Here is a 19,830-nt window from a genome sequence, read left to right on the forward strand (position 1 = left end):
TTGACTGTCAGAGTGAACGCTCAAGCCTTTCCTTCTCGGTTGAGTTGTTTATGAATTAGTGAAAATAGAAGCCTAGAGTTTGTGTTTACCTTTATTTAAAAAAAATAGTTATTTAAACATATCAAAAATAGTTTGACTTAATCCTATATGAGGGTTAAATGTTGGCATAGGGTTGTTGATTTGTGCATATACACTTAGCAGCAATTCTGGGTCAACCACAGGTAAATTGTTACTCAAAATCTGAGAATTTCTTGTAACTATCAATACTGGTTGGCCTTGGTACAACACGATAGGAGGATTGAGGCAGTAAATATTGTAAGGACTGTACACGCCATATTGACTACCATATAATCCATAGGAATTCCGAATGCTGTATATACTATAGGAACCACCGTAGATACCGTGAGGATTACTAATAGAGTTTTGGTCGTATAAATTACTTGATAAAATACCTAAAAATTGTCCATCAGCAGCCCATAATTGAGCTACACCATTTACGGAAACGAGAAAATCTATAATCGACATAGGTTTTTACAATACAAACTTATTTTCTCTAGCTTCATCCCTTAAGAGTGGCAACAACCTCGGCAAAAATGCCTAATTTATAGATTTGGTAGCGTGGTAATATTTTTCTCAGAATTAAATGGGATTTTACATAGAAAATATTGAAGCGAAAATCTGACTAAAAAGTGCGATCGCTCCTTAACCTCTCTCCCTACTGCGATCATGCTACCATTACCAATAAATTCTTTTGGGAGGTCAATCAATGGCTACCATTCATGCGCTCAATATACCTGATGAGTTATACGAACAACTACAACACTTAGCTAAAGCTGAAAATAACTCAATTGATGCTCAAGTTATTACAATCTTGCAGAACGCTTTGCAGGCAAAAACACAGCCAACGGAAGAGGAAAGGCGAAAAAATGTCCCAAAACTTCTAGAGGAAATAAATCGCCGTCGCCGCCGCTTGAATCCAGCAGACTTTGGATTACCTGATAGTACTGAACTAATTCGAGAAGACCGCGATAGATGAGCAATCCTCTTAGATGCGTGGTAGATACCAGTGTGTGCATCAAGTATTTTATTGCTGACCCACTAACTGCCAAAGTTAATCAACTCTTCGGTCATCTCGCCAATTCACAGACAGAAATTTTTGTTCCAGACCTTTTTTACATTGAGTGTGCTAACACGTTCTGGAAGTATGTTCGTGCAAGGATGTACACTGCTGCTGAGGTTCAGACAGATTTAGCTACTCTGAAAGCTTTTCCGTTGCGTGTTGTTTCAACAGCTGATTTGATGGCGGATGCAGTTACTATAAGCTTGAGTTATGGAACTTCTGCCTACGATGCTTCTTATGTCGCACTTTCACAGCAGGTAGGTGCTACTTTGCTGACTCTCGACGGTAAGCTGGTCAAGGCTTTAGGCACTTCGTCTTACAATGTTTCCTCGTTTAATGACTTTGAGGTTCCGCCGTTGGAGTCGATGTAGAAGTGATCGCCTTTCCTCAGCATATATTTAACCCCAAAGCATTGAATAAGGCTAAACAAATCGATACATAACTCAGAATTGGGTAAATTAAATTTTTATCACCGACTTATCTTAGTTGCAATAAAATTAGTTTGTAAAGCAGGGAATAAACCTGCTGTTTTTTAATATTCAATTGTCAAAAATGCCTTTTACTTATAACCGCACGGTTCGCTTTCAAGATACTGATGCTGCTGGAGTAGTTTATTTTGCTAATGTTTTGGGTATTTGCCATGAAGCTTATGAAGAATCTTTAGAAGCATCAAGTATTAATCTCAAAGATTTTTTTACTAATCCTTCTGTAGCTTTTCCCATTGTTCATGCTAGTGTCGATTTTTTGCGCCCTATGTTTGGTGGGGACAAGTTGCTGATTAGCTTAATTCCCCAAAAGATAGGTGTTGAGAAGTTTGAAATTACTTACGAAATTACTGTGGATGAAGTGATAGTTGCTAAGGCTATTACTCGCCATGTTTGTATTGATGCAAGTACTAGAAGTAAGCAGGAATTACCTGATGAGATAGTTCAGTGGTTGGAGACGAACCGCAGAGACGCAGAGGACGCAGAGAGAAGAAGGTCGAGAGAGATTATGTGATGGGATTTCGGAGGAATTCTGTGGCTATTTGTTGTAGCTGTTGGCGGTTAATTTTACCTTGGGAGTTGCGGGGTAAGTTTTGCTGGGGAATCCAATATTTAGGGATTTTAAATTTGCTGAGTTTGTCTTTGAGTAGAGTTTGGATTTTTAAGGCAGAGATATCTGATTTTTTGGGAATGTAAATTGCTGTTAAAGCTTGTCCCCAGTGTTTATCGGGAATGCCAATAACACAAATATCAGCAACCATTTGAGTTGATTGTATAGCTGATTCAATCTCTGCTGGATAAATATTTTCTCCACCTGTAATAATTTTGTCGCTGTTACGTCCAACAATATTTAAATGTCCTTGTTCGTCTAAAAAGCCTAAATCATCTACTTGGAAATCAGTTTGATTTTCTTTAGTTATAGGATAGTAACCAAGGGCTAAAGATTGAGCATGAATGGTGATATTTCCGATTTGATTGGAATTTAAAATCTCGCCTTGCTGATTGCGAATAGTTACTTTTGCATGGGGAAGAATTTGACCACTGCTAATTTTACCGCCGAGAAAATCATCCGGTTTGAGGGTAGCAATTTGAGAGGCGGTTTCTGTCATGCCATAGGTAGGTGCTAACCGGATGCGATGAAATCTGGCTTTTTCTAGTAGTTCGTTCCATGCTGGCGCACCTCCCAAAAGTACTGTATTAAATTGGGATAACCATTCAGTTAATTCTGGATTTTGCAGGAGGCGTTGTAACTGCGTTGGTACTAAAGATATAAAAAAATCTGATTTTTTAATATTTAATATTTGACCGGATTCTACTACTTTGAATGACAGAATAGCCAGTTTACCTGCGGTTATAAAAGAGCGCATAAATTGCATTAAACCGCTAACGTGATATAGCGGTAACACGCAAAATGAATTGACTTGTTTGATTTGAAAATATTCTGTAAATCCTTGTACCGATGAGATGAGAGTTTCCCAGGTGTGAATGGCAAATTTAATTTCTCCTGATGAACCACCTGTAGGAATCATAATGCTATTGGGAATTGGGCATTGGCTATTATTATGCCCATTCCCCATTCCCCATACTTCGACTGCGCTCAGTACAAGTTCCCCATTCCGCATTCCCAAAATAATATCTGGCTGTACTAAATTAAAGACTTGTTGCCATTCTTGTATTCCCCAGTCGGGGTTACAAAGAAAAACTGGACAATTAGCTGCTTGTGCAGCTATAAAACTTGCTAGAAATCGTAATGGTTCGCGTTCGGCTAAGATGATTTTTGGTGGGGTTCCACAGGCTGATAATTGTGTTAGTTCTAAATATAATTCTTGAGCTATTTGATTAAATTCATGGCTGTTGTAACCGATAAGCCAATCATATTGAGCCAGGTTATTAAGACAGTCTAAAGGTCGTTTCATAAAGATTGAAACCACGTTTCTTCTTGTTCAAAAAAATGGTCGATCCCAAAACCAATTGCCCTATTATTTCGGGATAATTCGGCTGCTAGTTGGAGTGCTGCAAGTCTAGCGATCGCAGTTTCAAATACTGATGAAAAGACAGTATCAATTTGATGCTGGTGGCAAAACTTTCTCAGACGAGATGGCGATCCGACTATCCCAGGCTTGATGACAAAAATCCCTCGCCAACCTTGTTGATAACAGGCGGCGAGTTGTTTAAGCGTGGCGACAGATTCATCTAAAGCGATCGCAGTTTTATAACTCGTACTCAATTCCAACATCTGCTGAAATTGCTCAACGGGTAACGGTTGTTCGATAAATTCAATTTCTAGGGGTAGTTCTGGATTTGCCTTGAAATTATCGCAAGCCCGCAGCCAGAAGTTAGCTTCTTCATAGGTGAGTCCACCATTGGCATCTAATCGCAGTTTCGTAAAGGCTGGTAAGATGCGCGTTAGTAACTCAAAAATTTCTAGTTCATCAGCGATCGCATCCACACCAATTTTCCACTTAAAGGTGCGATATCCTTGCTGCCACAACGTTTCCCATTGATTCAAAGCCGCTTCCCCAGCTGGTAATAAGGCACTGTAGAAGAGTGAGGAGTTAGGAGTTATAAAATTATCTCCCCCACTCCCCACTCCCCACTCCCCACTCCCCCACCCTTGCGCTGACTCAAAGCCAAACTGACAAGCAGGTAACTCATCTGGAATAGAGAAAATTATCTTGTCTGTGATTTCTTCTGGGAGTTGGCGACAAAAATCTAAGGCTTGTTCTAGGGTTTCGGAACCAAACCAGCTAATGGGGGCGATTTCTCCCCAACCGAGTTGATCTGATTCATCGGTGAGACGGAGAATAATACCTTCACGAATATCCCACTTACCATGATTGGTGGTAAGCGATCGCAAAAATCTTCGCTGATATGGACGAAATTTAAATTGATAACGCATCAATTAGTAATTGCTAAAGCATAAATCCCAAGCCGAACAGCAAGCAAGCCCAGAAATGCACGGCTACGGCGATGAATTTACAGTTACTAACTTTGTCCGGCTGGTTGTGATTTTCTTGGACGTGGCGGCATAATTTTACAGCAAAGGGTAAACTTATCCAACTTAGCAATGTCCAAGATGGAGAAATCCCCAATAGGACAAATAGCAAGGTAAGGGGATAAATGCTAGCAGTAAACCAAACTAGGAGTTGGGCCCCTTTTTGGGTTCCTAAACGGACGATAGGCGATCGCTTACCTGCGGCTATGTCATCTTTAACTTGGTGAAAATGTGAGCAAAACAAAATTAAGGTTGTGGCAATCCCGACAATTACTGAAGCTGCTAAACTTGTCATTGACCAAGTTTGCGTTTGGCTATAATATGCTGCCTCCACTGCTAAGGGGCCAAAGGCAAAAAAGCAAATAATCTCGCCTAAACCCTGATATCCTAAGCGAAAGGGGGGCCCTTGGTACGTGTAGCCTAAACCGCAGCACAGCAGTATTATACCGATAACAGTTAGGTCATGTTGCCAAAAGGCGATCGCTAGTATGCCCAGCAACCCCAAACCTAAACACAAATTTCCTATCCAAAATACTAATCGCTTATTGGCTGTTAAGTTCACCAGAGAATGGTGTTTGTTTTTATCGATACCTGTTTCGGAATCAAAGACATCATTACTTATATTTTCCCAGGCAAGAATTAAAATTGCCGCAGCTACAAAAGTAGAAAATACTACACCATTGAAAATTTTAGTTTCGGCATAAGCTACTGCTGTTCCCACCCAAATGGGCATAATGGCAACGCTATACATTGGCGGTTTAATCGCTGCCATCCATAACTTAGTGTTGGGATATAAAATTTGCTTGGTAGTCATCAGTTGTGATTAATTAAATTATCGGAATATTACTCACACTTGAGATTTTATGATTTCAGGAGACGCACCGCTACGCGGAAGTCAAAAGTCAAAAGTCAAAAGTCAAAAAACTTATAATTTTGGTTTTTTAACTGTTGGAATGGTAGCTTTATTTACGTCAGGCTGTACTAGATATTCATCATCTAAAAACAACTGCTACTTTTACTATGGCTTGTTAGCCTTGTGTTGTTAACACTCACTCTCACATTGTAGTCTTAGGCTGAAACTGTCTTATCATGGTCTAGGAACACCATAAACAAAGCAAATCCTACGCTGGTGAAATGGCAACTTAATATGTTACCTGTAAAAATACGACCACGATTAATTACACTTTAGGAAGTTAACTTAAAAAAAATTTACTATAGATCCATGACAGTTTCACCATGTCGTAGCAACTTGTTTGTAGAGCGCAAAGATTTATATCATTTTCTGCTATCAGTCCAAGAAAAGTGCCTCCAAAATAATGGCAAGCAAATTGTCAGTATCTCTCAAGAGATCGATTTAGTTGATCCTTTACTTGTATTGGATCAACTTACACAAGCAAATGAAATAAATTTTTACTTTGAAGACAGAGCTAAAGGAGAAGCGATCGCAGCAATTGATTCTGTAGCAAAATTACAGATTGATGGTGCAGATCGTTTTAATCAAGCCGAATATTTTATCAAATCTTGTCTAAAAAATATAATTAATTTTGGTAACGCTAATCAACCTTTTTCTGGGCCTCACTTTTTTTCTTATTTCAGCTTTTTTGATAAAAACGCCCAAGTAGATTATCCATTTCCATCTGCTACCATTTTTCTTCCACGTTGGCAAGTAGCTGTGAAAAATCAGCGTTGTATATTAGTAACAAATATAATTATTAATGAAAATACAAATATTCAAAGATTGTTGGAGAATCTGCAACATAAAATTGAATTTATCCAATCTTTAGAATATTACTCTGCTAATATTGATTGCTTCCCAGCAACCTTATATAAAAAATCTGTCACGAATGCTACTCAATTTAAACGTTCAGTAGTATCTGCTTTAGAAAAAATTCGGTCTAGTCATTTAAGCAAAATTGTATTAGCAGATATATTAGATGTAAAGTCAAGCAGCCACTTTAGCCTAGTTAAATCATTAAATAATCTTAGACAAAATCATCCCAATTGTTATATTTTTTCTACAAGTAATGGTAAAGGACAAAATTTTATTGGTGCAAGTCCAGAAAGATTAATTAGTATTAATAATCAACAGTTAATCACTGATGCTTTAGCTGGTTCTGCACCACGAGGTAAAACCCCTGCTGAAGATGCAGCTAATGCCAATCGCTTACTAAATAGTGAAAAAGAAAAGCACGAACATTCGCTAGTACTTGATTTTATTACACAACGCCTACGCCAATTAGGTTTATCACCACAAATATTAGCACCACGGCTACGACAATTATCGAACATTCAGCATTTATGGACACCAATCAGTGCAGTAGTTCCAGCGAACATCCACCCATTCAGGATTGTCGGACAATTGCATCCTACACCAGCCGTTGCTGGTGCAGCAAGAGATGTAGCCTGTACCGAAATTCGTCGTTACGAAAGCTTTGAGAGAGGTTTGTATGCTGCACCTTTAGGTTGGATAGATTCTCAGGGGAACTGTGAGTTTATTGTGGGAATTCGTTCAGCATTAATTGATGGCGATCGCGCGAGATTGTATGCTGGTGCTGGTATCGTTGCGGGATCTGATCCTGACAAGGAGTTTGCAGAGGTGCAACTTAAGCTTCAGGCGTTACTCAAAGCGTTAGTTTAAAATTAATTACTAATCTTGTATGCCAGATAAAGATGTTTATCATAATACCGATAATCATAAAAAAATAGTGGAATTATTTATATATAGGATTACTATTTGATTTTTGAACAAAATTAGGTATGTAGAGTGTGTTAGAACGGAGTTCGTAACGCACTATGATCATGGGTTTGATGCGTTACGCTGTCGGTAACACATCCTACGTATATTTTCAGAAATCAAACCGGATTCCTATAGAAAGCCTCTTTCTTTGCAGAAAGGAGGCTTTAATCGTACTTCAAACTCGCCAAATACAATTCAAAATGATTTTTTTTGCACTTATTGCAGAGTTAAAAATTCATCTAAAAATTCTGATGAGTAAAAGCTTTAGCATTCGCGCCAGTGTAATTAGCGACAATATGTCCATCACCAGTCATTTGATATTTATATGTCACCAATCCTTCTAAACCAACCGGGCCGCGAGGAGGCATTTGTTGCGTACTAATTCCTACTTCTGCACCGAAACCATAACGGAAGCCATCAGCAAATCTGGTAGAACAATTGTGGAATATATTCGCTGAATTTACCAGTCCAAAGAAAGTTTCAACAGATGTTAAATCTTCAGTAATAATCGCATCGGTATGACGAGAACCGTATTCGTTAATATGAGCGATCGCATCTTCTATAGAGTCTACAATCTTGATCGACAAAATATAATCGCTATATTCTGTTTCCCAGTCTAACTCTGTTGCAGTTACAATGTTAGGCAAAATTTCCAAAGTGCGTTTATCACCTCTCAATTCTACGTGGCGTTCTAGCAAAGCTTCAGCAACTTTGGGTAAAAATTCTCTAGCAATTGATTGGTGAACTAACAAAGTTTCAATCGCATTACAAACAGCAGGATATTGCGCTTTGGCATCTACTGTAATCGGAACTGCTTTAGAAATATCAGCAGCTTTATCTATATAAAGATGACAAATTCCATCAGCGTGACCTAGTACCGGAATACGTGTATTTTCCTGTACAAATCTGACAAATGAATTAGAACCTCTAGGGATAATTAAATCCACATATTTATCTAATTTCAAAAGTTCTAAAGTTTCTTCTCTAGTTGTCAGCAACTGTACCGCATCTGGGTTAACAGCAGTTTCAGATAATCCTTGTTTAATTGCCTTAACTATCGCTTCACAAGAACGCACTGCTTCTTTTCCACATTTGAGAATCACCCCATTCCCAGATTTGATCGCTAAGGAAGCAATTTGAATCGCCGCCTCTGGACGAGCTTCAAAAATAATCCCCAAAACACCTAAAGGACAAGTAATTCGTTTGAGAATTAAGCCAGTGTCAAGTTCGCGGTGAATCTGCACTTTACCTATTGGATCGTCTAGCTTACCAACATCTCTTACCCCAGCGATCGCATCTCTTAATTTATGTTCATCCAACTGCAAGCGTTTATAAAGCGGTTGGGGAATTCCTTCAGCATCAGCAGCTTTACAATCAGCAACATTTGCTTGTAAAATTTCATCTCTAGCTGATTCTAAAGCTTGAGCGATCGCAATAATTGCTTGATTTTTTGCCTCAGTGGAGAGAATCGCCAGTTTACTTGCAGCTTTGCGGGTTTTTTGGGCGATCGTAATTAGGGGAGAACCAATATCAAAAATAGTCATAGCAAAAATATTTACTTTTTCTTCATCTTATCAATCTGAGTTGATCGTTGCTTATCGTCTTCCCCCAATCGGGTGAACCATCTGGGTAATCAATAATTACTCTGATCGGGTGAAGCAAAACCTGGTTCAAAAAACTTATTCTGTGAGTATGAAACACAGAGACGGCAGAAGTAACAACTTCACGGTTATATAAATATCTTAAGTATTATTACAGGCATTATTTGAAAGCCTTAAATATGATTTATGCGTACCATAGGCTAGAGAGACATTTATGTTTCTCTGGTCTTTTACTTTAGTTGACAATTTATACTGCTGGCTATGCTTTCGCGTTTACTACTTCAGTGATGTTTACAAGTAGCTACTCCCACACAATGACTGATTAAACAACTTTCAGACTTGTGCGTTAAACTTCTTTGCTGCTTTTGACTAGGTTCGCCACTACTCTCACCAACTTATCTGGCTCGATTGGCTTAGATAGATGAACTTCAAATCCAGCTTCCAGAGCGAGGTTGCGTTCTTCATCTCTAGCATAAGCCGTCAATGCTACAGCCAGAATCTTCTCTCCACGAAGAGCTTCCTGCTTGCGAACGTGGCGAATCAGCGAATAACCATCCTCGTCTGGCATTCCGATATCACTGATTAAAATATTTGGTCTTAATCGCATCAACCCTTCCAGGGCTTCACTTACTGAGCTAACCGATGTCACCTGCGCTCCTGATTCTTCAAGAACAAAAGCAATTAACTCACGAGTATCGGCATTATCATCTACAAGGAGTATTTGCAAGCCATCGAGCGCTAAGAGATGATTGATTTTTACTGGACTTTCTTTAATTAGCTGCTCTGATGGCGCTTGTATTAGAGGTAAAAGGACTGTAAACGTTGCTCCCCGTCCTTCCCCTTCACTAGCTGCATAAACTATGCCAGAGTGTATTTCTACTAAGTGGCGTACAATTGCCAGCCCTAGCCCTAAACCACCGTCTACTCTAGTAGTTGTACTATCAGCCTGACGGAAGCGCTCAAATATATAAGGTAGAAAGTCAGCACTAATTCCCTTACCTGTGTCAGAGACAGAAATCTCAGCATTTGAGTTTACCTGCTTCAGACACACTTCAACTCGGCCCCCGCTAGGTGTGAACTTGACGGCGTTAGAGAGCAAATTCCAAACTACTTGTTGGAGGCGTTCTGCATCACCCATAACCTCACCGACTGATGAGTCAAGGTTAGACTCAACTTGAATATCTTTAATCTCAGATGTGGGATATATAGCTTCAATCGCCGTCTTAATTACAATTACAAGATCAACTTTACGGAGATTTAGGCGGATTTTACCTTGTACAATGCGTGAAATATCGAGGATATCATCAATCAGTTTGCTCTGAAGTTTGGCATTTCGCTCGATTGTCGCCAGTGCCTTAGAAGTAATTGCCTCATCCAATTTTCGATGACGGATTATTTGAACCCAACCCAGCATCGAGTTGAGAGGTGTACGAAGTTCGTGAGAGACAATTGCTAAAAATTCGTCCTTAATTCGGTTAGCTTCCTGAGCTTGCCAATAAAGCTGTGCATTTTCAATGGCGGACGCTGCGCGTTGGGCAAGTTCTTCAGCCATTGCTAGGTCTACAGTAGTGTAATAGCGCCCTAATTGTGTAGAGGCAAATACAATTGTCCCTAGCTTGTGTTCACGCACTTGCAATGGCACAACCATATAAGACTTAACTTGCAGTAAATTAAGGTATTCATCGTTCCATGCTTTTCTTTGTAACGAAGACTCAAGAATGTTTGTAACCAGTTCCGGCTTACCAGTCCGTAAAACCTTCGGTTGTCCATAATCTGCATCAACAGAAATTGGATAGCGTTGTCGAAGTTTTCGGACTAGTGCTTCTTTCTGTGGTTCAGATGCAGCGATAACTGGATTACTAAAAGCCGCCGAATTATTTTCAACGACATCTACAATACACCAATCTGCGAGGGTAGGCACTGCTAATTGGGCAACGGTTGTTAGGGTATTGCGGTAGTCTAAGGAAGATGCTAGTACACAGCTTGCTTCAGCCAAAAAATTAGAGCGCCTTTGTGCAGCTTCGGCTGCAATCCGAGCAGCTTGCTCACGGCAAAATAACTGCTCACGCTCCGACTCTAAACGCCTACGCTTGCTAATATCGCGCATTAACCAGCGCAGAGCAACTGGCTTACCCACCTCATTACGAACGGTAACTACTGTCAAAGCAACATCAAAACAAACTTTTTCCCGTGGTTGCAAACACACTTCCCATTCTCCACCCCGATCGAGATGCTGCAACTGAGTTAGGTAATAAAAAAAAGCTTGATGATCCGACTGTCCGATAAAACTAAGCAACGGTTTCCGAATCAAAAATCGCTGGGAGATATTAAGTAAGATAGTAGCGGTCTGGTTAGCTTCAAGGATAGTGCCATAAGTATCAGTTACCAAATAACCATCAGGCGCACAATCAAATAATTCTTGGTAGCGCTGACGCTCCTTCTCTACTGCAATTCGTGTTGCTTGTAGTTCCTCAGAAGCAATTCTCATTTCTTCTAAAGCGATTTGAAGTTCTGCAAAAGCTTCTGTTGTCAGCTCTTGTTGCGAATACCCCTCACTTGCAGTACTTTGCAATAATTTCATCACCTGTGAGCGCAGTATTTCTATTTGCCGACTAAAATCGTCTACATTCATGTTGCTCACTTTGCTAGACCTAAAAAGCGCACATGAGAAAAAAATCAAGCAAGTGTGATTTCAACTCTACGCTTAAAGCGGAACTCAAAACTATTCCTCAAAAGATAGAGGTTTGTCTTGCCAAGGCAAATTAGACCAGGAATAAAACATAATGTAATGGTCTCAACCTCTCCATAACTATGTTATAATAAGCGGCTAATAAACAAATCTATCTAGGTGCTGTAAAGCTAGAAACATAATAGGTAGATTAGAGCAAATTTTTTTATAGCTTAAGGAGGGCCTGATGCTTACAGCAACAGTACCAGGACAACAGGTCAAAATCAGCCCAACCAAGTTGCTGATTAACAATGAGTGGGTAAATAAATAGTGTCAGCGATCGCAAGATTCCCACAATGCCATATTCTTTAACCAAGGGCAATGCTGCCCCCTGCCTCTTCCTTGAGTTTAGCTTTAGCCATATTCATGCCCCTAAATCTAAAAAAATCTGTTTTAGCGGGATGATGAATGTGATATTTGATCTGGGGTGGGCATCATAAATATGCTTTGCATACAACCCGAAGATAATTCTGATGATAAATGCGATCGCTACTAAATTTCGCCAACTAATAACTGGAAGAAAAAGCCCGACTGGTTATTTTGACAGAGATAACCACAAAAACAAAACTAGGCGTTCCATAGCGCTGTATACCTGCATAGGATTAATAAGTGCAATTTTGGCATTATTGTTAATCGCATCCCCAGGACTGGCCCAAAAACCGGAACCCCAACAATCCCTAAAACTTCAACAACCGTTATTAGTAGCTACACGAGTTATACCGCCCTTTGTCCTATCAAACAAAGGTGAGCTATCGGGATTCAGTATCGACCTCTGGCGCAGCATCGCTACCCAAATAGGTATAGAGTCTAAATTTATTGAATATTCCAGTGTGCCGGAAGTGATTTCTGCTATTAAGGACAACAAAGTCAACTTGGGAATTGCAGCTATCTCGATTACAGCCGAACGCGAGCAAAATTTTGATTTCTCATTACCCATTTTTGCTGGTGGGCTGCAAATTATGGTACGCAACCTAGAGAGTAAAAGCAGTGCCTTTCCAAATATTTTGCAATTGTTTTTCTCTACTGGCCTCTTGCAAGTAATAGGCATTGCCCTAGTGCTAATTGTCGTAGCAGCCCACATTATTTGGCTATCCGAGCGCAATCACAAAGAAGGGATGATTTCTCAATCATACTTTCCTGGTATTTTTAAAGCTTGTTGGTGGGCAGCAGCCACATTAGCAACTCAAGCCGATGAAATGCCCAAGGGAGTGCTGGGACGTTTTATAGCTATAGTCTGGATGTTCATCGGAGTCCTTTTTGTTGCCTACTTTACAGCCAGTGCGACTACTTCATTAACAGTGCAGCAACTTCAGGGCGATATCAGGGGTATAGACGATTTACCTGGCAAGGTAGTGGCTACAACTGCGGGCAGCACAGCGGCGACATACTTGCAAGAACATCATATTTCAGTTTTAGAAGTCCCCAAAATTGAGGAAGCTTACAAAGCTCTGCAAACAAAAAAAGCTGATGCTGTGGTGTTTGATGCACCTGTACTCCTCTTTTATGCTGCCAATGAAGGCAAAGGGAAGGTAGAGATTGTTGGCAGTATCTTGCGTGAAGAAAGCTACGGAATCATTCTGCCTAATAACAGTCCCTACCGCAAACCAATTAATCAGGCTCTGCTGAATCTTAAAGAAAATGGCACTTATCAATCGCTATATGATAAGTGGTTCGATCCTAAAAATTCTTAAACTTTGCTAGAAAATTAGAGTTATCGGGATTAAGACGTGTTTTCAAAGTCTTAGATCCCCTCAAACCCCCCGATAAATTGGGGGGCAAAAACCTCTCAAAAACAAACAATGAGTTTAAGTATACTTAATGAAGCGATCGCATCTTTTTTGGAAGTCTATAAAATAAAATCTGATATTTACTATATTTCAGCCAGTATAGAAGAATTACATGAGTTTTTGACAGTGGAAAATACTAGATTTTTCTGATAAATCCATACTTTGAATCAAGGTACTCGCCTTTGAAAAATATTATATACTGAATTAAATGTATATTCTAAAACAAAATATCTACTAGTAATCACAGATACTTGTTTCCTTTCCTCACAAGTTCCTCAAATTCTTTTGCTATATATATAAATATCGGGCGAAAACCTTTAAGAATATTTAAATTCAAAAATCGCTAAACATAATTGAGGGATTAGTCATTTTTGACAATCCAGCATTTGGAAATCTGAAACAGTAAAGACCAATTATCAATGAACTAGGAGGTCTATTATGATGTTTAAAAAGATTTTAGTTGCATTAGATCGCTCAGAAATGGGGCAACAGGTTTTTGAAGAAGCATTGAGTTTAGCAAAGTTAACACAAGCTAGCTTAATGTTAGTCCATGTCCTATCTCCAGAAGAAGAGGGTAGCCCTTACGTACCTATGATGTCTAATTTTGACTACTATCCAGGATTGACTAGTCAAAGCTTTGAGTTATATCAAAAACAGTGGGATACCTTTAAAAATTTGGGAATCCAGATGTTGCAATCTTTCTGTGCCCAAGCGAATACAGCAGGTGTAAATACAGAATTTACGCAAAATGTTGGTAATCCTGGCAGAATTATTTGTGACTTAGCCCATAGTTATGGCGCTGACCTAATTGTTATGGGGCGGCGGGGTCATTCTGGGCTAATGGAACTATTTCTCGGTAGTGTAAGTAACTACGTTCTTCACCATGCTTCTTGTTCGGTTCATGTTGTGCATCTTTCCGTTGCTGTTAAAAAAGATGAAGGTGTCAAAGAAACTACAAGTACTTTAAGTGTTAACTAACTACTACTTTCTCAAACTAGTTTTGAGGGTTTGTAGTAAGGATTTTAGTGTTTAGAAGAGAAGGAATAAAGTCCTTACTACGAACTTGCTTGGCCTCTATAGAGTCCAATCGCTACAGACTATCCTTAACTGCACGGTATTAGGCTAAAATTGAGCGTAGGCGTAGCCCGTCGTAGACATTGCTTTTTCTGTGAAAAAGAAAAAGTCCTCTACCCAAAATTAGAGTTGAGAGCAAAAAGTGGATCTATGAAAGAAGATACCATTGAGATCGCTGGTTTTCATGCTCATGTTTACTTCGATGCTGCGAGTCGGGATGTTGCTGCACGTGTACGTGAAGGATTGGGTGCTAGATTTGACGTGCAACTCGGACGCTGGTTTGACAAGCCTATTGGGCCTCACCCAAAAGGGATGTATCAAGTTGCTTTCTTACCGAATCAGTTTGATAAAGTCGTTCCTTGGTTAATGCTTAATCGTGAGGGATTAGATATTCTCGTCCACCCTGAGACAGGCGATGCTGTCTCAGACCACGCGATTTATTCTCTTTGGTTAGGGGAAAAGTTAGATTTGAATATTGAGTTTCTTCGACAGCTGAGTTCGACTTCATCCAATTAAGGGAAATTGCCCACTTTGTTGGGTAAAAGTTATGGACTAAGGCATGAAACTTGATGATAGGGACTAAAGTCCCCACTACAAACTTCTGATGTTAATTTTCATATAATTCAACTACGGGTAAACCTTTTTTGGGAATGCTGCTAAGAAAGCGTTCTCGAATTGAATCTAATTTATAGCCACAAATTAAACTTAGTATCCCAAGTAAAACTGGTGTAATGACTATGTTGATAGGTAGATTAATTATGATTAGTAACAATGCTAAAATCGTCAATCCTAACGTCAAATTTTGACAAAAACTTTTGACTTTATCTATCATAACTAGAGATTGTCGACAACTAGGGCAATGCTTTGTATGTCTGTGCCAGATATCGTATAATTGCTCATCACTTAATTCTTGAAAAGGTTCTTCTTCTACTCCCTGCAATGCAGGTTTACCACCGGCAAATTCATCTAACCATTTCCGAAAAGTAACGATACCAACGTCAGCTACTGAAGGCATAAAATATGACTTTTGCCAAGTTCTATTCACCACAGATTCGTTAACAGCTTGAGAGTGCATCATTGATAAATCTTGGTTACTCAACTTATAGCTAGATGAATGTTTTAATCCAGTTTGCAAATATTTGGGCAGAAGCTCAAACCAGAAATTACCTTTTTGTGGAGGACTATCAATAATAAATTTACCAATTTGTTTACAATAACCTGATTTTGTGGGCACAAAATACAACTGAAATAAAGCAGATTTACCGTTAGAATATTTATAGCTGGTTGTATTAGAACAGGGTGGAGTAAACTTTCTAGTCGCATCCATATCTTTGTTAAAAATATTGTAACCAGAATGCTTTAAAGTAAAACCATCTTCAGCAGACATTTCTCCAAATACTTCAAAATATTGTATGGGGATAGCTCTTTCTGGAGAAAATCCAGCAATTCCTTTATGCAAAAATTGAGCGTGAGAAGGATCAAAACTACTTTCAACAGAGACAGTGTAACCAACAGGAACTTCTGACATAAACCAATCGGTCAACGAGCTATCAATTTGAGATTCTGGCATCAGGGCAGGTTGCTTGGTAGTGCTATCTTCAAAGGCATTAGGACTATTATCTGCCCAGATCCATAGTAATCCTTGTAGCACTTGAGTAGGGTATGTTGTTACTTGCGATCGCTCACTATTACAAGCAGATTTTAAAGCCTTTTCATCACTCAACATCGGAATATTTGTACATTTTCCTGCCTCATCAAAACACCAACCATGATGACGACACATTAGGTTCCCATTTTCATTGATACTTCCTAAAGATAACTGCGCCAATTTGTGGGGGCAACTATCATCCATTGCTACCCAATTTTGATGTTTGTCTCTCCAGATTACCAGTTTTTTTCCAAGCAAAGTGATAGGGGTCGGATAAGAGGGTTCCAGATAGCTGACGGGAGTTATTGGGTACCACTGTTTAGTCCAAGAGAAGCTAGTTATCATCAAATTAATATATTCAACTTTTTTAATTAGTTTGCGATCGCCTACCCCAACACCATACTGATATTAAAAGGGATTAGCCTCTGTAACCACTTCTGGCAGTGGAATAAACTCTGTTTCATCTGAAACGTTAGCAAAGCGGCAATCTCGCCAATCGGCTTTTGCTTGCTCTATCCGCTCTGGTCGGCTAGAAACAAAATTCCACCATTTGTAGCGTGTACCCAATGGTTCACCACCAATAACAATACACCGAGCAGGGGCAGCAGCAGAAACCCTGATTTCATCTGCTGGTTCTAGGATGGCAAGGCGATATGGCTCTAGTGGTTGCCCATTAATGCTTAAACCTTCTGTGACGCTGTATACTGCCCTCTCTGAATAACCAGTGGGGACAGTAAAGTGAGCATTGGCAGACAGTATCACATCTAAATAGAGAATAGGTGAGAAAACTTTGACTGGTGAGGTGTACCCAAGTGCAACTCCTGCAATGAGTTTGATGATAGCACCATTTTCTTCCCAGGTAGGAAGGGTTTGGGCAGGATAGTGAGTGAAGCTTGGATCGATTTCTTCATATTCTACAGGCAAGGCGACCCAGGTTTGAATGCCATGAATGGTAGTTTCTTTTTGACGATCGCTGTCTGGCGATCGCTCCGAATGTACAATCCCTTTTCCCGCCGTCATCCAGTTTACAGCACCCTGTTGAATTTCTTGCACAGTGCCTAAACTATCGCGGTGCATCAAAGCACCATCAAATAGGTAAGTTACGGTGGCAAGATTGATATGGGGATGTGGTCGGACATCGATACCTTTGTTGGGTGGCAAAACAGACGGGCCAACATGATCAAAGAAGATAAACGGCCCAATCATTTGACAATGAAGATATGGCAAACTGCGGCGGGCAATAAACCCACCCAAATCTTTAACTTCAGGTTCAATTAGTTGAAGTATTGCCATAAGTGATGGGGGTGATTGGTAAATGCTGGAATTATTATAAGTAGATCCACCAGAAAAAAGCTAACTTTTATGAGTTATCTGTTTGTGCGATCGCCTCTAGTGGGCGCTTCGCGTCTTCGGTCATAATTCAAAATTAATTCTGGCTCCTGTTAGCCGATAGCTAAGGTTTAGCCCGTCCTAAATTCTGTTTCGATAAACAACCTAGAAAATCAGGCATAACACGATTAGAAGGGGCTATTTGCCCTTCAATACTTTTCGGTTAAGGGGAAAGGGTTTGAATTTCCCTTTCCCCATTACCCTTTAACCTTTCCCCAGACCAAAAGAGAGATTATTGGGTTTAACCGAAAAGTATTGATTTGCCTTTATGCTGACGGAAAGGAGAAAAAACATTTATGAGACAAAATCCTATATACCGCCAAAGCTTGCTAAAAACCCTGACTCTAGCTTTATTTATATTGGCATCTGTAATGCCCCCCAATGTTCTAGCTAACGAGAGCGGAAAATCTCCAACTTTCGATGGTACAACAACACTCCAAACCATACTTACTAGCAGTCATCGCTCCCTTGCAAATCGCGATCGCGACAAGTACCGTCACCCCGCCGAAACTCTAAAATTCTTTGATTTACGTCCCAACATGACTGTGGTTGAATTATGGCCAGGGAGTGGGTGGTATACCGAGATATTAGCCCCATTTCTAGCACCAAAGGGACAACTCATAGTTACTAACTCTGCTAGTAGCAGTAAACCCACCTTAGCTTTTCAACAGAAGCTAGCAGCTAATCCAGAGGTTTTTGGTAAGGTCAAAGTGCTTCCAATCAATCCTCCAAACGAACTTACCTTAGCCCCAGACAACTCTGTAGACTTGGTTGTTACCTTCCGTAATATTCATAACTGGGTCAGTGCTGGCTATGCCGAGCAGGTTTACGCGGCGGCTTACAAAGCACTCAAGCCAGGGGGCATTCTGGGAGTGGAAGAACACCGTGCTAAACCGGGCATTTCTTTACAAGAGAGTATAAAAACTGGCTATATGTCTGAAGATGAGGTAATTACTGCGGTGGAGAAAGCAGGCTTCAAATTCGTGGGCAAATCAGAAATTAACGCCAACCCAAAAGATACTAAGGATTATCCGGGCGGAGTCTGGACACTACCTCCAACCTTGAGCCAAGGTCAAAAGGATAGGGAACGCTTCGTTACTATTGGAGAGAGCGATCGCATGACCCTAAAGTTTGTCAAACCCAAAGCTCTGTAAAGAAGGGAGAAGGCAGTATTCCAACTGAGCCTACTGCTTCAGACAAAGGCGATCGCACTGATGACTGCATTCAAGCGCAGATATAGCGTCTTGTAAGGAAGCTTCTCGTAGAGAAAAGATAAAAGATCGAAGCTGCCATGAAATAACAACTCAACTTAATAGTACCCTCAAGGGTACTATTAAATACATTTTTTAGTTGATATCGTAGCTTTGAAATACAGCGATGGAGGCAATCTTTTCTTTAACTGGCATTATAAAATTACAGGTTAAACAAAATAACCAGTTTCAAGCGTAATTACAGCCACAAATCTTGTGAATCAGTGGCTCTAGCTTTTATTCCAGGTACAAATTATCTTTATCAGCTTCAGAACTCAATATTTGTGCTTTGAATATATGAAGCTATATAAATACATTACTTATGTCAATAATTTATCCCCTAACCCATTTAATTCTTGCATTGATCGAATGGGTGTTAATAGGCTGGGCAATTCGTCTGTGGCAGCAATCAACCAGCTTCGCAATGATAGTGTTACCTATAGTGCTATTGAGCATTAGCTATGACAATCTCATTCTTTCAATAGGAAGTTTTATTGGTGCAGGAGAGCTTTTGAAAACTCTCAGTATGCTGCGCTTTCTATTACATTATTTAGTTGTACCGCTATTCATTGTGATTGGTGTTGAACTCGCTCACCGCGCCGGGGCTAGTTGGGCCAATGGAGTAATGCGGGTTTTATCTGCGATCGTTGCATTGGGACTTGCAGCGATAGATATTGCCACCCATTATATAGGGCTGGAACTAGTTCCAATAGAGTTTGCGGGAATTCTACGCTATCATGTTGCCAACTTGAGTGGCCCGCCAATTATCACGATTGTAGTTAATATATTTGTCCTACTAATTGGCATTGGTATTTGGTTTAGACTGAAATTGCCTTGGTTATTTTTAGGAACATTGCTTTCCTTTTTTGGTAATGCTTTGCCCTCAGATGTAGTAGGTACACTTGCTGGTAGTGCATCTGAATTTGTCATGGCTATAGGTTTACTGTTAACTGAGGAGTTTTCTCAAAAAACAAAACAAAAAAGTATCAGGGAAATTCTGTTGATAAACAGGTAAC

General features: G+C 39.9%; 18 protein-coding genes. 10 read left to right on the top strand and 8 right to left on the bottom strand.

The genetic code is table 11. From position 1 onward, the window contains the following. Nucleotides 1-108: 108 nt before the first annotated feature. Nucleotides 109-525, bottom strand: a complete 417-nt coding sequence (locus V7K69_RS12280; protein WP_335034632.1) for a hypothetical protein — start codon at nucleotides 523-525, stop codon at nucleotides 109-111. A gap of 241 nt (nucleotides 526-766) precedes the next feature. Between V7K69_RS12280 and V7K69_RS12285 the strand changes: the two genes are divergently transcribed. The 3 genes from V7K69_RS12285 (at nucleotide 767) to V7K69_RS12295 (ending at nucleotide 2,119) form a co-directional block, all read left to right on the top strand. After that, the gene (locus tag V7K69_RS12285; RefSeq protein WP_335034634.1) at nucleotides 767-1,036 is read left to right on the top strand and encodes a hypothetical protein; all 270 of its coding nucleotides are present in this window, start codon (nucleotides 767-769) and stop codon (nucleotides 1,034-1,036) included. Then, nucleotides 1,033-1,491, top strand: a complete 459-nt coding sequence (locus V7K69_RS12290) for a type II toxin-antitoxin system VapC family toxin (RefSeq protein WP_335034636.1) — start codon at nucleotides 1,033-1,035, stop codon at nucleotides 1,489-1,491. Before V7K69_RS12285 ends, V7K69_RS12290 begins: the two co-directional genes overlap by 4 nt. A 181-nt stretch (nucleotides 1,492-1,672) precedes the next feature. Continuing rightward, the gene (locus V7K69_RS12295; protein ID WP_335034638.1) at nucleotides 1,673-2,119 is read left to right on the top strand and encodes an acyl-CoA thioesterase; all 447 of its coding nucleotides are present in this window, start codon (nucleotides 1,673-1,675) and stop codon (nucleotides 2,117-2,119) included. On the opposite strand, the gene V7K69_RS12300 is transcribed toward V7K69_RS12295, so the two are convergent. The 3 genes from V7K69_RS12300 to menA are packed head-to-tail and all read right to left on the bottom strand — an operon-like array spanning nucleotide 2,112 to nucleotide 5,414. Next, entirely contained in the window at nucleotides 2,112-3,521 is a 1,410-nt protein-coding gene (locus tag V7K69_RS12300; RefSeq protein WP_335034639.1) for a 2-succinylbenzoate--CoA ligase, read from the bottom strand. The genes V7K69_RS12295 and V7K69_RS12300 overlap by 8 nt on opposite strands. Beyond that, nucleotides 3,518-4,504, bottom strand: a complete 987-nt coding sequence (locus tag V7K69_RS12305) for an o-succinylbenzoate synthase (RefSeq protein WP_335034641.1) — start codon at nucleotides 4,502-4,504, stop codon at nucleotides 3,518-3,520. Before V7K69_RS12305 ends, V7K69_RS12300 begins: the two co-directional genes overlap by 4 nt. 13 nt (nucleotides 4,505-4,517) lie before the next feature. Next, entirely contained in the window at nucleotides 4,518-5,414 is an 897-nt protein-coding gene (gene menA / locus V7K69_RS12310; protein WP_335034643.1) for a 2-carboxy-1,4-naphthoquinone phytyltransferase, read from the bottom strand. A 408-nt stretch (nucleotides 5,415-5,822) separates the two neighbouring features. On the opposite strand from menA, the gene V7K69_RS12315 reads away from it, so the two are divergent. Continuing rightward, nucleotides 5,823-7,238, top strand: a complete 1,416-nt coding sequence (locus tag V7K69_RS12315; protein WP_335034645.1) for an isochorismate synthase — start codon at nucleotides 5,823-5,825, stop codon at nucleotides 7,236-7,238. Between the two features lie 338 nt (nucleotides 7,239-7,576). Here V7K69_RS12315 and V7K69_RS12320 read toward each other — a convergent pair whose 3' ends face one another. Both V7K69_RS12320 and V7K69_RS12325 read right to left on the bottom strand, forming a co-directional pair. Further along, nucleotides 7,577-8,881, bottom strand: a complete 1,305-nt coding sequence (locus V7K69_RS12320; protein ID WP_335034647.1) for a glutamate-5-semialdehyde dehydrogenase — start codon at nucleotides 8,879-8,881, stop codon at nucleotides 7,577-7,579. A gap of 403 nt (nucleotides 8,882-9,284) precedes the next feature. Next, nucleotides 9,285-11,570 carry a PAS domain-containing hybrid sensor histidine kinase/response regulator gene (locus tag V7K69_RS12325; protein WP_335034649.1) on the bottom strand — a complete coding sequence of 762 codons (2,286 nt, stop codon included), beginning with the start codon at nucleotides 11,568-11,570 and terminating at the stop codon, nucleotides 9,285-9,287. A gap of 569 nt (nucleotides 11,571-12,139) precedes the next feature. Between V7K69_RS12325 and V7K69_RS12330 the strand changes: the two genes are divergently transcribed. The 4 genes from V7K69_RS12330 to V7K69_RS12345 all read left to right on the top strand — a co-directional run bounded on the left by V7K69_RS12330 (nucleotide 12,140) and on the right by V7K69_RS12345 (nucleotide 15,043). Then, nucleotides 12,140-13,357, top strand: a complete 1,218-nt coding sequence (locus tag V7K69_RS12330) for a transporter substrate-binding domain-containing protein (protein WP_335034651.1) — start codon at nucleotides 12,140-12,142, stop codon at nucleotides 13,355-13,357. Between the two features lie 108 nt (nucleotides 13,358-13,465). Continuing rightward, a complete protein-coding gene (locus V7K69_RS12335) occupies nucleotides 13,466-13,603 on the top strand; it encodes a hypothetical protein (RefSeq protein WP_335034653.1) in 138 nt (45 codons plus the stop codon). A 291-nt stretch (nucleotides 13,604-13,894) separates the two neighbouring features. Beyond that, nucleotides 13,895-14,431, top strand: a complete 537-nt coding sequence (locus tag V7K69_RS12340; RefSeq protein ID WP_335034787.1) for a universal stress protein — start codon at nucleotides 13,895-13,897, stop codon at nucleotides 14,429-14,431. 246 nt (nucleotides 14,432-14,677) lie between these two features. Continuing rightward, entirely contained in the window at nucleotides 14,678-15,043 is a 366-nt protein-coding gene (locus tag V7K69_RS12345) for a DOPA 4,5-dioxygenase family protein (RefSeq protein WP_335034655.1), read from the top strand. 91 nt (nucleotides 15,044-15,134) lie between these two features. On the opposite strand, the gene V7K69_RS12350 is transcribed toward V7K69_RS12345, so the two are convergent. Both V7K69_RS12350 and V7K69_RS12355 read right to left on the bottom strand, forming a co-directional pair. Continuing rightward, nucleotides 15,135-16,520 (bottom strand): aromatic ring-hydroxylating dioxygenase subunit alpha, encoded by a 1,386-nt coding sequence (locus tag V7K69_RS12350; protein WP_335034657.1) that lies wholly within the window; start codon nucleotides 16,518-16,520, stop codon nucleotides 15,135-15,137. A 63-nt stretch (nucleotides 16,521-16,583) separates the two neighbouring features. Further along, on the bottom strand, nucleotides 16,584-17,468 hold the full coding sequence (locus tag V7K69_RS12355) for a pirin family protein (RefSeq protein ID WP_335034659.1): 885 nt from the start codon (nucleotides 17,466-17,468) through the stop codon (nucleotides 16,584-16,586). A gap of 392 nt (nucleotides 17,469-17,860) precedes the next feature. Here V7K69_RS12355 and V7K69_RS12360 point away from each other — a divergent pair, with 392 nt between their 5' ends. Both V7K69_RS12360 and V7K69_RS12365 read left to right on the top strand, forming a co-directional pair. Continuing rightward, nucleotides 17,861-18,718, top strand: coding sequence for a class I SAM-dependent methyltransferase (locus V7K69_RS12360; RefSeq protein WP_335034661.1), 858 nt, complete (start codon nucleotides 17,861-17,863; stop codon nucleotides 18,716-18,718). A 418-nt stretch (nucleotides 18,719-19,136) separates the two neighbouring features. Next, nucleotides 19,137-19,829, top strand: coding sequence for a hypothetical protein (locus V7K69_RS12365; protein ID WP_335034663.1), 693 nt, complete (start codon nucleotides 19,137-19,139; stop codon nucleotides 19,827-19,829). The last annotated feature ends 1 nt before the right edge of the window (nucleotide 19,830 follow it).

The organism is Nostoc sp., from assembly GCF_036917775.1.
Taxonomy (GTDB): domain Bacteria; phylum Cyanobacteriota; class Cyanobacteriia; order Cyanobacteriales; family Nostocaceae; genus Nostoc.

Excerpts from the sequence above, each read along its gene's own strand:
- V7K69_RS12280 (WP_335034632.1), bottom strand. The coding sequence starts at position 525 with ATGTCGATTATAGATTTTCTCGTTTCCGTAAATGGTGTAGCTCAATTA.
- V7K69_RS12285 (WP_335034634.1), top strand. The coding sequence starts at position 767 with ATGGCTACCATTCATGCGCTCAATATACCTGATGAGTTATACGAACAA.
- V7K69_RS12290 (WP_335034636.1), top strand. The coding sequence starts at position 1,033 with ATGAGCAATCCTCTTAGATGCGTGGTAGATACCAGTGTGTGCATCAAG.
- V7K69_RS12295 (WP_335034638.1), top strand. The coding sequence starts at position 1,673 with ATGCCTTTTACTTATAACCGCACGGTTCGCTTTCAAGATACTGATGCT.
- V7K69_RS12300 (WP_335034639.1), bottom strand. The coding sequence starts at position 3,521 with ATGAAACGACCTTTAGACTGTCTTAATAACCTGGCTCAATATGATTGG.
- V7K69_RS12305 (WP_335034641.1), bottom strand. The coding sequence starts at position 4,504 with ATGCGTTATCAATTTAAATTTCGTCCATATCAGCGAAGATTTTTGCGA.
- menA (WP_335034643.1), bottom strand. The coding sequence starts at position 5,414 with ATGACTACCAAGCAAATTTTATATCCCAACACTAAGTTATGGATGGCA.
- V7K69_RS12315 (WP_335034645.1), top strand. The coding sequence starts at position 5,823 with ATGACAGTTTCACCATGTCGTAGCAACTTGTTTGTAGAGCGCAAAGAT.
- V7K69_RS12320 (WP_335034647.1), bottom strand. The coding sequence starts at position 8,881 with ATGACTATTTTTGATATTGGTTCTCCCCTAATTACGATCGCCCAAAAA.
- V7K69_RS12325 (WP_335034649.1), bottom strand. The coding sequence starts at position 11,570 with ATGAATGTAGACGATTTTAGTCGGCAAATAGAAATACTGCGCTCACAG.
- V7K69_RS12330 (WP_335034651.1), top strand. The coding sequence starts at position 12,140 with ATGATAAATGCGATCGCTACTAAATTTCGCCAACTAATAACTGGAAGA.
- V7K69_RS12335 (WP_335034653.1), top strand. The coding sequence starts at position 13,466 with ATGAGTTTAAGTATACTTAATGAAGCGATCGCATCTTTTTTGGAAGTC.
- V7K69_RS12340 (WP_335034787.1), top strand. The coding sequence starts at position 13,895 with ATGTTTAAAAAGATTTTAGTTGCATTAGATCGCTCAGAAATGGGGCAA.
- V7K69_RS12345 (WP_335034655.1), top strand. The coding sequence starts at position 14,678 with ATGAAAGAAGATACCATTGAGATCGCTGGTTTTCATGCTCATGTTTAC.
- V7K69_RS12350 (WP_335034657.1), bottom strand. The coding sequence starts at position 16,520 with ATGATAACTAGCTTCTCTTGGACTAAACAGTGGTACCCAATAACTCCC.
- V7K69_RS12355 (WP_335034659.1), bottom strand. The coding sequence starts at position 17,468 with ATGGCAATACTTCAACTAATTGAACCTGAAGTTAAAGATTTGGGTGGG.
- V7K69_RS12360 (WP_335034661.1), top strand. The coding sequence starts at position 17,861 with ATGAGACAAAATCCTATATACCGCCAAAGCTTGCTAAAAACCCTGACT.
- V7K69_RS12365 (WP_335034663.1), top strand. The coding sequence starts at position 19,137 with ATGTCAATAATTTATCCCCTAACCCATTTAATTCTTGCATTGATCGAA.